This is a genomic window from Ruegeria sp. BA2 (assembly GCF_056539605.1).
Genome location: NZ_JBQFVE010000002.1, coordinates 550,403 through 565,153 on the forward strand (window position 1 = coordinate 550,403; position 14,751 = coordinate 565,153).

Consider the following 14,751-nt stretch of genomic DNA (forward strand, 5'->3'; position numbering starts at 1 on the left):
TTTGCGACAGAACCTTTGAGCAAACTTGGTACGAATATTGAACTTCATTCTATGGGCCTGCTTGAGACTGACTCTTGATTTTCTGACAGCTACTTCGAAAGATTTTTTTGGAATAAACCCAAGCGCGAAACGTTGTTATTTTGGATCATGTAAGTCTGAACTGGATGTTCATATGAGAAAGATATCAACTCAGCTTCTTAAAACCAGCCTCGTGCTCAGCTTGTTGTTGCCTCTGCTACTTGCCGTTCCGATGAGCTGGCAACTCTCGTTTGTTGCTGTCGCATGGGCAGACGACCATGACGACGACAGGGATGATGGAGATGATGACCGCGATGACGATCGGGACGATGACAGAGGGGATAGGGGCAGCAGAGGCGGAGGTGGTGGTCGCTCAGGAGGTGATCAAAGATCCTCTGGCGAGAACCCTATTGGCAACCTCATCAGACGGCTGACCAACGGACCACCGGCACAGCAACCCGCGCAAGTACCTGCTCAGGCCCCAGCGCCAGCACCTGTCGCGCCGCCAACGCGCGCGCCGTTTGAGATAATTGTCGCCGATGCATCCGCCGAGGATCTGGAGCAACTTATATCCGAAGGCTTTGCGATATCGGCGACAGAAACCCTTCAAGCCTCTGATCAGGTATTGACGCGGCTGACTTCGCCGGGTGGGCTGGATCTGGAAGCCGCGCGGGAACGAGTACGCGCGCTGCCATCGGGCGTCACTGCGGATTTCAATCACTATTACCGCTTTGAACAAAGCGAAACGCGCGTGGCGTCATCGGACCCGTGTTGGCATGAAAACTGCCCTGCTTGGGAGATGATCCAGTGGCCGAGTATTGATTTTGCTCAGGCGACCTGCCCTGTGCGAGTGCCGGTAGGGATGATCGATACCGGGATAAATGCCGAGCACGAAATAATGACCGGTGCTCGATTGGAGTTGATTCAGCTTGCCGACCAGACCCTTGCGCCGTCCAAAGCGATCCATGGCACAGCAGTGGCCTCCCTTTTGATCGGCGATCCGGACAGCCGGGTTCCCGGGCTGATTCACGGCGCAGAGGTCATTGCGGTGGATGCGTTTGCGCGCGAAGGATCGGATGAACGTGCTGACGTGATCTCAGTGTTGCGGGGGTTGGACGTTTTGAAAGCCCGTGGCGTTCGCGTCGTCAACCTGTCACTGACCGGCCCCAACAACAGCCTGCTGGAAAGCATCGTTAACCAGATGGTGCAAGAAGACGGAATCGTTATGGTCGCGGCGGCGGGCAACGAAGGCCCGTCCGGCGAGCTGAGATATCCCGCAGCATTTGACACAGTTTTGGCCGTGACAGCCGTAGACGCGCGGACACGCATTTACCGGAAAGCACAGCGCGGCCCGCATATCGACATCACCGCGCCGGGCGTCAACATGCTGTCCGCCACATCCATTCGCGGTGCGCGCCTGAAGTCGGGAACATCTTTTGCGGTTCCCTTTGTCACTGCGGCGGTCGCAATCATGCTTTCGCAGGATGACACGTTATCACCTGATCAGGTGCGCGAACGTCTGAAAAACACCGCACAAGACCTGGGCGCACCCGGGGCTGACGACGTGTTCGGCCATGGTCTTCTGAATGCAGCTACTCTGTGTTAACCAGAACCTCAGGGCATCCAGCCGTTTGCAATCAGGTCCGCCTCAGCGTCGGGGGCAAGTGAAGCCCCTGCCCCCAACCGATCTAAAAACGGCATCAATCCCTGCATTTCAGTACCGCTTGCCGTCACAAACCCATCTTCGGTGCCGGATGCGGACAAAGGTTCTGACATCGTGACTTCCACCACCCAACTGTCGGAGGTTATGCATGCTATTCCGAGGTCGATGCGTTGCTTAGCACGATTGATGACCTCGAACTCGCGGCAATACCCATCTGAGATCGGCAGCGTGGCGAGGATCATGAACTCCTGATCCGTCCCTGACGACTCAGGCACACCAGACGGCAGACGGCTCAACGCGGTTGCCAGGTTCGAACCACTGTCGATCGGCCCCAAGGTCAAGTTTGGCGCAGCGACCGGCGCAAACAGGTCGGGACCTGAAAATACGCCAAGCGCCAACATCGCCGCCACAGCCGTGCTTATCCACACGGCGGGTCGTTTGCGAAAGGGTATGATCTTGGCTGTCTGCGCCTCACCCAGAATGACATTCTTGATCTCACCGGGCACGGGCTCACCCAGCGGTTCGCTGAACGCCTGCAACAGGGCTTCATTTGCGGACATAAGATTGTCGACATAGGCCTGATCCTCAGGGTGATCCGCCAAATGCATGACAACGGCGGCAGCCTCTTCGGGTGAAAGTTCCCCATCCGCAAAAGCTGCAAGACGGGACGGGTCCATTGTAGGTTTTGCACTCATTGCATCGGCCCTTTCGTCATCCCCAACTGCGGCAGCAGAGCGTCTCTGGCCCGTGACAAACGGCTCATAACCGTGCCAACCGGCACCTCCAGAACATCTGCAGCCTCTTTGTAGCTCAACCCCTCGACCGCAACGAGAGACAGCACAATGCGCTGCTTCTCGGGTAACGCACCCATGGCGTTTCGTGCCATATCGAGCATCATCCGATCTTCGGGCAGACGTGCCGAAAGCCCTTCATCGCTCAGACCCGCCAGTTCGGGTTCTACAGACGCCCCGCGTGTCTTGGCGCGCCGGCGATCATCAATCCAGAGGGTTTGAATAATCCGGTACATCCAACTGTCCATACGCGTCCCTTCGCGAAACTGAGCCGCGTTTTTTAACGCTTTCACACAGGCAGATTGCACCAAATCATCGGCGTCTGGCTGGTTGCCCGCCAGAGACAAAGCAAACCGGCGCAGTTTCGGCACTAGCGCTGCCAGATCATTACGGAACCGGTCCGTCATGCCGTCTCTCCCGTTTCGCGTCATATTCAATGACAACGGATGGTAGTGAGAATTATTCCACAGGATCGAAGAAAAAATGAAGACGCGCATCGTTTTGACCCGACGCAGCGGGTTCTGACTGGCCCAAAACACAATTTTCAAAAAAGTTGGAATAGATCGCAATCACCATCGTTGTCCCCGCAAGAGATCAAACAATCAGGAGCTGAAATGATGTTCGATACCGCGATGGATGTTCCCCCTGTCAACGGGCCAATGACGACCACCCGGTTTTCGGTCCGCGTCGGCGAACGCACACTGTCCGCCGATGTTCACATCCCGAGCATTCCCGCGCCCGATACCCCTCCCTTGTTGGCTTTGCACGGAATTTCGCGGCGGGCATCCGTGATTGGCTCGGCCTTTGCAAGCTATTGTAACGCCAAGGGACAGGTTCTGATCACGCCTCGTTTCTCAAAAAGGCACTGGCCCCATTTCCAGCGTATTGGCAGCTACCGACCGGATCGATCCCTTCTCGCAATGCTCGCCTTGGTTGAACAGATGGGCGTTGCGAGAACCAACAAGGTAGACCTGTTCGGGTATTCGGGCGGCGCACAGCTCGCACATCGATTTGCGATGCTGTACCCGCAACGTGTGGCCAGCCTGCATATCGCAGCTGCTGGTTGGTATTGTCTGCCGGATTTTACTCAACCCTTTCCGATGGGTTTGGCCCCGGCGGACAAGCCTCGGAAGATGAACGTTCCCGCTCTGGCCCACAACCAGTTGCGAAATTACCTCGAACTCAAGCTTCGGGTCTACGTGGGTGCCGAGGATCATCAACGGGATGATGCCCTTCGAAAAGGGCATGATATCGACGATGTCCAAGGCCGCAACCGGCTGGCCCGTGCACGGCACTATTGCAGGGCTTTTCGCGCCGCTGCCGAGGCGCGGGGGATCGTTCCTGATCTGTCGCTGACGGAAATCCCCAACTGCGCGCACAGCTTCGCCGACTGCGCCGAAGCGGGCTTAACCAAGCTTGTCTGTGAAGTTTAAAATTCTTGAAAATAGGAGATTACCCATGGAAAACTATCACTTCAAAGATGCAAAATGGTGTTTTGCAACCAGACGCATCGATCAGAGGCTGGCGCATGGGTTGCGTCAAGACTTTGCGCAGGCGCAACCCGGAGATCTGATCCTTGGCCGTGTCGCATCAATCGGCAACCACCAACGCATTCAGTTGCCTGCGGGACGGCCCTCAACCCTGTATCCCGGTGATCTTGTTGTGCTGCCCTGCGGCGCGCGATACGCGCCCGATCAGTTCGAAGGGCTGGCTGAGATCGACAGGAAAGGCAGCGACATGCTTGCTGGCGGAGGCTGTCTCGGGCGCATGGTGCAACGAAACGAGCGCATCAAACCCCCGACCCGCATTCAGCCGCTGGGGCGCATCACCTCAAAGGACGGTGTTGTTCTGAACACCAGTGGTTTCGCCCTGCCCGAACGTACCAGGCCGGCGCAGATTCCGGTGATCTGTGTGGTTGGAACCGCAATGAACTCGGGCAAAACAACAGCAACAGCCGCCCTGGCCCATGGTCTGACCAAGGCCGGGTGGCAGGTGGCAGTGCTGAAAGGCACAGGGACCGGCGCGTTTGGAGATTACAACTCCTTTGTCGATGCTGGTGCATCCTTTGTAGCCGATTTTACCGACGCAGGTATGGTTACGACCTATCTGGAACCTATGCCGCGCATCGTTGCGGGCATTGATACGCTTCTGGGCGAGTCAGAATCCCTTGGTTGCCACATCGCGGTGATGGAACTAGCCGACGGCATCTTCCAGCGGGAGACCGCCGCCCTGCTGGCTGACGCCTCCGTCCGTGGCCGGTTTTCGAAGTACCTGTTTGCCTGCGCCGATCCGGTCGCAGCCGCAGGAGGTGTAGCCGAGCTGGGGCGAAATGGGATCCGACCCATTGCACTGACAGGGATGCTGTCATGTTCGCCCATGGCGGTCGAGGAAGCCCAGGCTGCGACAGGTGTTCAGGTTCTGACGCGCAGTCAGCTTCTTGATCCGGCCTATGCGAACACATTGGCCGCACGCGCCGGGATCGAGCGGACCCGGCACGCCGCATGACCCCCCCAGGACTGCTTGAGGGTCAAAGGCGTCGCCTGTTTGTCTGGATTCTGTTTGCGACCCTCTCGCAGGCCACCGCTTTTGCTGCGGTGGCCATTGCAACTCGCACGGTCTTTGTCGCCGTACACGCCGGATCGGACCTGCCCGTTCTTCCGATTACAGTCATCGGCGTGGCGGGGCTGTGCGGCGCGCTGATGCAACTGATCTTCAGGACACTCGCGGAGCGGTTGGGCCAGAACTACACCAAAGACGTCCGCCTGCGGCTGTTCGATCACGCAAGCCGCAGCGATCAGCGCGATCTGGACCAAAGACGCATGGGCTATCATGTCCTGCGCTTTACCGGTGACCTGTCGGCATTACAGGATTGGCCTGGCCTTGGCTTACCCAGGCTTATTCAGGCTGCCGTTTTGTTGCCCGCAGCGACAGCTGTGTTGATCTACCTTGACCAGCGGTTTGTCTGGGTGGCGGTCTGCGCGATCCTGCCCTCAGCGCTTTGGGCGGCGCTGACACAGCGCAAACTTCTGGACGCGCACCGCCAATTGCGAAAGCTGCGGGCGCGGCTGGCAGCAGATGTCACCGAGCGCCTGCCGATTGCGCCAAGGCTTTCGGCGCTGGGACGGCGCCACATCGAGATGAAGTCGCTGGACCGCCGAGCAGACTGCGTGGCCGATGCGGCCTGCGCGCGCCGGGGTCTGAGCGAAGTCCGAAAGGCCGTGCCAGAGTTCTCAGCCGCAATCGCCGCAAGCCTGATCATGATGATCGGCGGAACAGGCGGCCTGTCTGCGGGAACAATCGCGGCCGGTTTGGCGGCTCTGGGTCTGATGATCAGACCTTTACGCAATGCGATGACGGCCAGCGATCATGCCGCAAAATATCGGGCGGCCTATAACAACCTGTCCCGTGCTTTGAACCGCCCGCTGGCGGCATCGCGAAGCGCGAAAGCACACCTGCGCAAAGAACCCGTTTCGGTTGAAATCACCACCACACATGGCCCGGAATTAAAAATATGCCCCGGGGAACAGGCCGTTATTTCCAGCACGTTGATGGACCAGATCGAAATCGCCCTGCTTGGCAACGCATCGCCCGGGGACATGTCTTTAAAACTGGATGGCAGAGACATTTCAGAACTAACGCCTGGAAGCCTGCGCCGATCTGTCGGAATTCTCACTGACCAACCCTTGATCCTGAAAGGCAGCCTGCGTCGGGCTTTGACCCTAGGTCTAAAGAAACGTCCATCGGACGAGCAAATCATAAAAGTCGCCGAGAGTGTTGCCCTGCAAGACGTCGTTCAAGAGATTGGCGGCTTGGACTTCAAATTGACGGAGCGCGGCGCCAATTTAACCACTGATCAGAGAATTTCCCTTTCTTGTCTGAGGCTTATTCTTCAAAAACCCGGCTTAATTCTTGCTGTCGTTGCTCCGTGCATTGCTTTCAGGTCAACTTCGTCATGGCAATTGGCTACAAAACTCACTTCTTTCCGTGAATACCATAGCCAGAAAAGCAATTCATTTCGTTGACTTTCAAGCAATAGTAAGCCGTTTGGGATGTGTCGCGAACCTTTTGACTGGATTGTCGAGCCCGTAGGTTCCAACGTCGATATGTTACAAATTTTGACCATTGACGCTCGGGAATGCTGAGAGTGAATAGCCGCTCATGTATTTCAGCCGAAAGTCAGCTCATGGTTTCCTTCAAGGGTGTGCATTTTCCGAAAGACGTGATTTTGCACGCGGTATTCATCCAACTACGCTACGGTGTTTCATACCGGGATCTGGAAGAAATCATGACGGAACGCGGTGTTTCAGTAGACCACAAAACGCTAAACTGACGGGTAGCACAATATTCTGGTGCAATCGCTGAGGCAGCACACCGACGCAAAAACCCATGTGATCGTTCGTAGAGAATGGACCGAACGTACATCAAATTAAAAGGCGCGTGGTTTTTCCTCTATCGAGCTGTCGACAAGCACGACAAGACTCTTGACTTAATGCTATCGCGACGTCGAGTTAAACCAGCCGCTACAAAGTTATTCACCCCAGCAATTTATTGGAATTTTGATACGCAACCCCAAGTTCCCAAAGCGTTCAGTTTGTAAAGAGAAATGGACCAAAGCCATTTCTATCGAGCAACTCAAATGCAAGCCTAAACTGAGTATGAGCCAAAACAAGAGCTTTCATTGGACATATATCCTTCTACCGTACAAAGCGGGATGTTCTGAGGAAGAGACCACACCCAGAGTTGTAGCGAAGTGTGTTCTAGCTGGATGCCCAACTAATTTGACTTTCTAAGAGTGAGTTCTTGCTCCTTAATGAACTAGAACTTGTTCCAAAAAATTCTTCGTCCGCTCGCTCTTGGGATTGGTAAAGAAGCTTTCGGGATCGTCCTCTTCGATGATTTCACCGGCATCCATAAAGATGATCCGATCAGCAACTTTGCGGGCAAATCCCATCTCATGGGTCACGCAGATCATGGTCATGCCTTCTTCGGCCAAACGAACCATGACGTCCAGAACCTCACCGATCATTTCGGGGTCCAATGCCGAGGTCGGCTCGTCAAACAGCAGGATATCCGGCTTCATACACAGCGCGCGCGCGATGGCCACGCGCTGCTGCTGACCGCCTGAAAGCTGGCCGGGATACTTGGGCGCCTGATTGGCGATCTGGACCTTTTCCAGATACATCATCGCGGTCTCTTCGGCCTCGGACTGCGAGATTTTTCGCGCAAGCATCGGGGCCAGCGTGCAGTTCTCAAGGATCGTCATATGCGGGAATAGGTTAAAGTGCTGAAACACCATACCAACATCCTGCCGCAGCTTGTCGATATTGGGATCTTCGGCGCTGATTGCGTGGCCATTGATCTCGATCAGACCGGACTGATGTTCCTCAAGCTGGTTGATCGTGCGGATCATGGTTGATTTACCCGATCCAGACGGCCCGCAGACGACAATTTTTTCGCCCTTGCTCACGGTCAGGTTTACGTTCTTGAGGGCGTGGAAAGACCCGTAGTATTTTTCCACCTTGCTTAGTCTGACGGCCGGTGTTTCGGACATGGCGGTCTCCCCTTTAGGTTTTGATTGCGGCTGTGATGATGATCTCAACTTTCAATACGTCCCGCGCCAGACGGGCCTCGCCACAGGCGCGGGCGGGCGCATGGCCCTTAGGCACCCAGGCATCCCAGACAGCGTTCATTTCAGCAAAGTCCGCCATATCGCGCAGCCAGACGGTGGCCTGCAGGATATGTTCACGGTCCGAGCCCGCCTCGGCAAGCAGGGCATCAACGCGCGACAGGCAGTCTTGCGTCTGTTTGTTGACGCTGTCACCCGCACCAACTTGACCGCACAGATAGGCGACGCCATTGTGCTTGACGATCTTCGACATCCGGGCACCGGTGTGGAGACGTTCTATCATTTCAGCAGCCCCCGGCCCTTCAGCGCGTCGGAAATCTCATCCAGAATGGCCGGATCGTCGATGGCAGCCGGCATCTTGAATTCAACACTGTCGGCAATCTTCTGCATCGTCCCGCGCAAAACCTTGCCAGAGCGTGTTTTCGGCAACCGTTTGACCGGAATGGCGGTTTTAAAGGCTGCGACCGCCCCGATCTGTTCCCGCATCAACGCGACCAGCTCTTTTTCCAGTTCACTAGAGTCCCGATCGGCGCCGTCATTGGTCACATAGAACCCCAGTGGCATCTGGCCTTTCAATGCATCCGCCGCACCGACCACAGCGCATTCAGCGATGTCGGGATGGGCCCCGATCACCTCTTCCATCGCACCGGTCGACAGGCGGTGCCCGGCTACGTTGATGATGTCATCCGTGCGGGCCATGATGAAGACATAGCCGTCCTCATCAATGATCCCGGCATCCGATGTGGCGTAGTAGCCAGGGAATTCGTTCATATACGAAGTCAGGAACCGTTCCGGCGCGTTCCAAAGTGTGGGAAAGCCCGAGGGCGGCAGAGGTAGTTTGCAGACGATGTTGCCCAAGGTACCAGGCGGGACCTCATGGCCTTCGTCATCCAAAACCTGAATTTCGTAGCCAGGCATTGGCTTTCCGGGTGAGCCATACTTGACCGGGAATTGTCCCAGGCCCACCGGGTTACCAGACATGGCCCAACCGGTTTCAGTCTGCCACCAATGGTCGATTACCGGGCGTTGTAGTTTTTCCTCAGCCCATTGAATCGTCGCTGGATCCGAGCGTTCGCCGGCCAGAAACAGCGTGCGGAATTTCGACAGATCATATTGCCGGATCAACTGGCCCTTGGGGTCCTCTTTCTTGATCGCGCGGAAAGCGGTCGGAGCGGTGAACAGCGCGGCAACCTCATGATCCTGAATAACCCGCCAGAACGCTCCGGCATCAGGCGTGCCCACCGGCTTGCCTTCGTAAACCACTGTGGCGCAGCCATGCAGCAGCGGCCCGTAGCAGATATAGGAATGCCCGACGACCCATCCCACGTCTGATGCCGCCCAGAACACCTCACCGGGATTGATCCCATAGTGGTGCTCCATCGTCCATTTCAGCGCCACCATGTGCCCACCATTGTCGCGCACAACGCCTTTGGGCTGGCCGGTGGTTCCGGAGGTATAGAGGATATAGAGTGGATCGGTCGCCGCAACCGGCACGCATTCCGTGGTTTCCCCCGCCGCCTTTGCTGCGTCGATCAGTTCGGCATAGTCCAGATCGCGGCCCAGGGTTAGCTCCGCCAGTTCCATGTCGCGCTGCAGGATCAGGCAATGCGCGGGCTTGGTGGTGGCTTCCTCAATTGCAGCATCCAGCAATGGTTTGTAATGCACGATCCGACCCGGCTCGATCCCGCAGGAGGCCGAGATAATCATCTTGGGTGCGGCATCGTTGATGCGGGTAGCCAGTTCATGCGGCGCAAAGCCGCCAAAAACGACCGAGTGGATCGCTCCCAAACGAGCGCAGGCCAGCATTGCAAACACTGCCTGTGGCACCATTGGCATATAGATGACGACGCGGTCGCCTTTGCCAACGCCATGCGCCCTCATGACCGATGCCAGAGCGCCAACTTCGGCCTTCAGTTCACCAAAGCTGAAGGTTTGAACCGTGTTCGTTACCGGGCTGTCATAGACAAGCGCGTTGCGTTCGCCATGACCAGCCTCAACATGGCGGTCGACGCAATTCCAGCAGGTGTTGCAAGTTGCACCGGCGAACCAGCGCCCATAAACACCCATATCTGCGTCAAAGACTTTCTCGGCTGGCGAGAACCAATCGACCTGTTCGGCGGCCTTCTCCCAGAACGCCTCGGGGTCTGACTGCCAGCTTGCATATGCGCCTGCGTAGCTCATGACATCACATAGTTCAGGCCGAGGCGACCGCCATCGACGTAGATCGTTTCACCCGTTACGTAGCTGGCCTTTTTCGAGCACAGAAACGCCACTACATCGCCGATCTCACGCGCGGTACCTGCTCGGCCCATTGGCGTGCGAGACATCGCCATCTTGTAGGCTTCTGGGTTTGCATTAACACTCGCCATCATTTCAGTATCAATCGAGCCCGGACCTACCGCGTTAACACGGATGTTTTTCGGAGCCAGCGCCAATGCTGCCGCCTTGGTCAGCTGCATGACACCGCCTTTCGACGCGCAATAGGCGGGGATCGCAGGGATTGCGACCTGCGCATTGATCGACGACATGTTGACAATCGTGCCCTCGATGCCCTGCTCGACCATCGTCTTCGCAGCCCGCTGCATTGCCACAAACACGCCGCGGAGGTTGATATCCATCACTCGGTCAAAGTTGGAAAGGTCATAATCCAGAAAGTTGCCGGGCATTGCGATCCCAGCGTTGTTTACCAACGCCGAGACCGGGCCATGTTCGGCCTCGATCGTATCGAACATGGCGCTGATCGCATTCATGTCGCCCATGTCGCAGACCATTCCGACCCCGCCCAGCTTGGCGGCAGCCTCGTGCACGTTGTCCTGAATATCGACTAGAATGACCTTGTAGCCATCCTCGCTCAGCGCCTCGGCGCAGGCTAGTCCGATGCCCTGAGCGGCGCCGGTTACGACTGCAATATGAGTTTCAGCCATTTGCGATTATCCCTCGAATCCGTAATCTTGCTTTGCTTGGACGGTCGTGATGAATCCGGCGGCCAAGTCATCGGCCACTGCGTTACGATCCCTCTGTTCTGGCGCTCCGTAGCCTCCGCCACCGGGCACGCTGAGTTTCAGACGCTGACCGTTCTTGACCAATTGCCGACCCTTAGAGCGCAGCTTTGTTCCATCAGACAATTCGACCGCACCTGCACCACCGGCGAGCCCACCGTTGCGCCCGCGCGCGGGGTTTTCGACGCGATCGAACATAGCGTTGAAGTAGAAATCATAGCCCTCGCGCGGTTCGATCTCGATGGTCTGGCCTAAACCGCCGCGCAGAGCCCCTGCCCCGCCGGAACCTTCGCGTAAGTCTTTGCGCCAGACGGTGATCGGCCCCACGTGCTCGGTCGCCTCAACGCTCATGGTCGATACGCCCGAGGGGAAGGCGGTGGCGCTCAGCCCGTCAAAACCTGGGCGCGCGCCAGTGCCACCCGAGTTGAACATCAGTACCTCGCGGTTCGGCAGCCCGCTTTCCGAGTCCGAAGCGCGGGCGGAAATCTGAATGTTCCACAGCGCGCTCGCCCCTTCCGCCGGAACCGTGTCCGGCATCGCCTTGTGCAACGCGCCCAGGACCACATCTGGCACCAGATGGCCCATGACGTGACGCACCGAAACCGGTGCGGGGCGTTTGGCGGCCAGAATGCAGCCTTCCGGCGCGGTGATGCGGAAGGGTTCAAGCGAGCCTGTATTGTTCGGCACCTCGGGCGCAATCGCGCATTTCAGCGCGTAGCAAGCATAGGCGCGGGTATAGACTTCGGGGCAATTCACGCCAAACCGGCTCATGCCCGATGTGCCTGCGAAATCAGCCAGCAACTGATCGCCATCGACGCTGAGGGTCACCTCCATATGCACCGGTGCGTCATATCCATCGACCTGCATGGTTTCGTGAAAGGTGCCCGAGGGCACTTTGGCGATAGCCTCGAGCGTGGCCTTACGGCTGGTCTCGATGACGAAATCCGACAACGATTGCAGATCGTCGATACCAAACTCATCCATCATCGCCTGTAGACGGCGGTCACCCGCTTCGTTACAGGCGGCCAACGAGTACATGTCGCCAACGGTCTGATCCGGGGTGCGCACATTGGCGCGGATCATCTCGATGAGCAGAGGTTGAACCTGACCACGTTCTGCGAACTTAGTGATGGGGATCAGGAGGCCCTCTTCGAATACCTCATTGCCGTCCGGGCCAAATCCACGCCCGCCGATATCCACCACATGTGCTGTGCAAGCAAAATACCCGATGTGAACACCCTTGCGGAACACTGGGGTAACTACGGTGATGTCATGCAAGTGGCCTGTGCCCATCCAAGGATCGTTGGTGATGAAAACATCGCCGTCGAAAGTGTTCTGCGGTCCGATTAGAGAGGCGAAATGCGTGACGCTTTCCGCCATCGCATTGACGTGGCCCGGAGTTCCAGTCACCGCCTGTGCGATCATCCGTCCCTCTTGGTCGAACAGTCCCGCCGACAGGTCGCCCGCCTCGCGGACCGAGGTTGAAAAGGCCGTGCGGATCAGCGTTGTGGCCTGTTCCTCTACAACCGCAATCAAGCGGTTCCACATGATCTGATGATCGATATCTGACGCACCCATTGCTTAAGTCTCCTTCGCCAGCAAGAGCATACTTCCATCGCCCTGCCCCACCGCGCGATAACCCGAAGTGACTACGGTTGATGTTTCGGATTCGACAATTATCGCGGGGCCTTCGACGGCCTTACCTGCTGTCATACTCGACCGTTCTACCTCACGTGCCGCGACGGATTTGCGTAGGGCGGTGTCGAAAAACTCGCGCGTCCGCGCGACATTCGCGTCAGATCCGTTTTTGTAGCCAACGACAGGTTCGGCATCTGGCAAAACCGTGGACACTGTCAGCAGCCAGTTGGTGATCTCAACTGCCAACCCGTCGATGACCCGGCCAAAGAGTATGCGATAGGCATCTTCGAAAGCGTTGAGGATCAGCGATACGTCGCTGTCTTCGAATTGTTTGTGAGGAAGCGCCACGGGTATTTCCCAGCCCTGACCGGAATAACGCATTTGCGCGGTCAGACGGATTTCAGTTTCTGCACCCTTGGCGCCTTCGTCGACAAATGCACGCGCTTCGGCTTCCATCTCGATCAACGCAGCGTTCACCGCCCCAGCGTCGAAATCGTCCAATCGCTGAAACAGCCCGCGTGTCGCCTCAAAACTGAACGGAGCCTTCAGAAACCCAATGGCCGAACCCACGCCCGCACCCGGTGGGATTATCAGCGCCTTGATCCCAAGCTTTTCACATTGACGGCAGGCATGCAGCGGTGCGCCGCCTCCAAAGGCAATCATAGTGAAATGCTCAATGTCGCGCCCGTTCTCGACCGTATGAACCCGCGCGGCGTTGGCCATGTTCTCATCCACCAATTCAGTGATACCAAAGGCGGCATCCCCTGCAGAGAGGTTCAATTTGGCGGCGGCCTTTTCGGATTCCGTCATGTGCAACGGGATAGCACCGCCTGCAAAATTGTCCGGATCCAGACGGCCAAGCAGCAGATTGGCATCGGTCACGGTTGGCTCTGTCCCGCCACGCCCGTAGCAGGCCGGGCCGGGTTCGGACGCCGCTGAGCGCGGCCCAACTTGAAGTCGCCCCATCCTATCCACAGAGGCAATCGAACCGCCCCCGGCTCCGATCTCGACCATCTCCACAACAGGCGTCGACACAGTCATGCCCGAGCCTTTTTTGAACCGATAGGTTCGCGCGACTTCAAACGTATTGGCCGTCTTGGGCGCGCCATCTTCAATCAAGCAGATTTTGGCTGTTGTTCCGCCCATGTCAAAGCTGAGCACCTTGTCCAGACCGTGTGCCCGTGCAAAATCGGCGGCAAAGATTGCCCCGCCCGCAGGGCCGGATTCCAGCAGCCGCACGGGCTGTTCCGCAGCAGTTTCAACCGAAATCAACCCACCGCCGGAATGCAGCATAAACACAGGGGCGTTCACGCCCATTTCGCGCAGGCGGGCCACCAAACGGCCCAGATAGTCGGCGACCTGCGGCTGCACATAGGCGTTTGCGATCACGGTGTTAAACCGAGGCAGTTCCCGCATCTGAGGTGAAATCACCGAGGACAGCGAAATCGACAGGTTTGGCATGGCCTTGCTCAACGCCTCGCCCATGGCAACCTCATGCGCGTCATTGGCGTAGGCGTGCATCAGACCGATGGCAACCGCCTCGAACCCGCCCGCTTTGATCGTGTCGACCATCGCGTTGACCTCGGACAGATCCAGCGCAAGAAGAACCTTTCCGTCCGGGCCCATGCGCTCGTTCAGGGTGAACCGGTCCTGACGCGGCACCAGCGGTTTGGGCAGGTTTAGGTTCAGATCGTATTGCTCGAACCGGTTTTCCGAACGCATCTCAATCACGTCCCGAAACCCTTCGGTGGTGATGAAGGCGGTCTTTGCGCCGCGCCGTTCTATTAGCGAGTTGGTCACCAGCGTTGTGCCGTGAATGACCTGCCTAATATCACCCAATGCAATGCTGGCCTGATCCGCCGCTTTGACGATGCCATCCAGAATCGCCTGTTCCGGTTGGCGATAGTTGGTGAGGACTTTGCTGGTAGACAATCCGCCGGGATGCTGCAGCGCGACATCCGTAAAGGTTCCACCAATGTCGACGCCTACGCGAATATCGATCTTGCTCATGGGACT

At 57.3% G+C, this 14,751-nt stretch carries 12 protein-coding genes and 1 pseudogene; 5 read left to right on the forward strand and 8 right to left on the reverse strand.

All coding sequences use genetic code 11. From position 1 onward, the window contains the following. Positions 1-172 precede the first annotated feature (172 nt). Positions 173-1,624 carry a S8 family serine peptidase gene (locus ACR0NN_RS07275; protein WP_170723404.1) on the forward strand — a complete coding sequence of 484 codons (1,452 nt, stop codon included), beginning with the start codon at positions 173-175 and terminating at the stop codon, positions 1,622-1,624. Positions 1,625-1,632: 8 nt separating this feature from the next. On the opposite strand, the gene ACR0NN_RS07280 is transcribed toward ACR0NN_RS07275, so the two are convergent. Both ACR0NN_RS07280 and ACR0NN_RS07285 read right to left on the reverse strand, forming a co-directional pair. Further along, positions 1,633-2,376, reverse strand: a complete 744-nt coding sequence (locus tag ACR0NN_RS07280; RefSeq protein WP_170723405.1) for a zf-HC2 domain-containing protein — start codon at positions 2,374-2,376, stop codon at positions 1,633-1,635. After that, positions 2,373-2,879: an RNA polymerase sigma factor gene (locus tag ACR0NN_RS07285; RefSeq protein WP_170723406.1), complete on the reverse strand. Its 507-nt coding sequence runs from the start codon at positions 2,877-2,879 to the stop codon at positions 2,373-2,375. The genes ACR0NN_RS07280 and ACR0NN_RS07285 overlap by 4 nt, the downstream gene beginning before the upstream one ends. Before the next feature lie 207 nt (positions 2,880-3,086). Here ACR0NN_RS07285 and ACR0NN_RS07290 point away from each other — a divergent pair, with 207 nt between their 5' ends. From ACR0NN_RS07290 to ACR0NN_RS07305, 4 genes and pseudogenes are all read left to right on the forward strand, one after another. Continuing rightward, positions 3,087-3,905, forward strand: a complete 819-nt coding sequence (locus ACR0NN_RS07290; RefSeq protein WP_170746969.1) for an alpha/beta fold hydrolase — start codon at positions 3,087-3,089, stop codon at positions 3,903-3,905. 25 nt (positions 3,906-3,930) lie between these two features. Beyond that, positions 3,931-4,977: a P-loop NTPase family protein gene (locus tag ACR0NN_RS07295; protein ID WP_170723408.1), complete on the forward strand. Its 1,047-nt coding sequence runs from the start codon at positions 3,931-3,933 to the stop codon at positions 4,975-4,977. Next, the gene (locus ACR0NN_RS07300) at positions 4,974-6,494 is read left to right on the forward strand and encodes an ABC transporter ATP-binding protein (protein WP_170723409.1); all 1,521 of its coding nucleotides are present in this window, start codon (positions 4,974-4,976) and stop codon (positions 6,492-6,494) included. Before ACR0NN_RS07295 ends, ACR0NN_RS07300 begins: the two co-directional genes overlap by 4 nt. Before the next feature lie 161 nt (positions 6,495-6,655). Next, positions 6,656-7,027, forward strand: a pseudogene (locus ACR0NN_RS07305) (IS6 family transposase); the annotation flags it as partial. A gap of 252 nt (positions 7,028-7,279) precedes the next feature. On the opposite strand, the gene ACR0NN_RS07310 reads toward ACR0NN_RS07305, so the two are convergent. Genes ACR0NN_RS07310 through ACR0NN_RS07335 form a run of 6 tightly spaced genes read right to left on the reverse strand, consistent with a single transcriptional unit; the run spans position 7,280 to position 14,745 of the window. Then, a complete protein-coding gene (locus tag ACR0NN_RS07310; protein ID WP_170380804.1) occupies positions 7,280-8,023 on the reverse strand; it encodes an amino acid ABC transporter ATP-binding protein in 744 nt (247 codons plus the stop codon). A gap of 13 nt (positions 8,024-8,036) precedes the next feature. After that, positions 8,037-8,381 (reverse strand): RidA family protein, encoded by a 345-nt coding sequence (locus ACR0NN_RS07315; protein ID WP_170723410.1) that lies wholly within the window; start codon positions 8,379-8,381, stop codon positions 8,037-8,039. Beyond that, the gene (locus tag ACR0NN_RS07320; protein ID WP_170642903.1) at positions 8,378-10,279 is read right to left on the reverse strand and encodes a propionyl-CoA synthetase; all 1,902 of its coding nucleotides are present in this window, start codon (positions 10,277-10,279) and stop codon (positions 8,378-8,380) included. Before ACR0NN_RS07320 ends, ACR0NN_RS07315 begins: the two co-directional genes overlap by 4 nt. Then, complete coding sequence (locus ACR0NN_RS07325) at positions 10,276-11,022, reverse strand: SDR family oxidoreductase (RefSeq protein WP_170380811.1); 747 nt, start codon at positions 11,020-11,022, stop codon at positions 10,276-10,278. The genes ACR0NN_RS07320 and ACR0NN_RS07325 overlap by 4 nt, the downstream gene beginning before the upstream one ends. Positions 11,023-11,028: 6 nt before the next feature. Further along, positions 11,029-12,675, reverse strand: a complete 1,647-nt coding sequence (locus tag ACR0NN_RS07330) for a hydantoinase B/oxoprolinase family protein (protein ID WP_170723411.1) — start codon at positions 12,673-12,675, stop codon at positions 11,029-11,031. Between the two features lie 3 nt (positions 12,676-12,678). Further along, positions 12,679-14,745, reverse strand: coding sequence for a hydantoinase/oxoprolinase family protein (locus tag ACR0NN_RS07335; protein ID WP_480684306.1), 2,067 nt, complete (start codon positions 14,743-14,745; stop codon positions 12,679-12,681). Positions 14,746-14,751 lie beyond the last annotated feature (6 nt).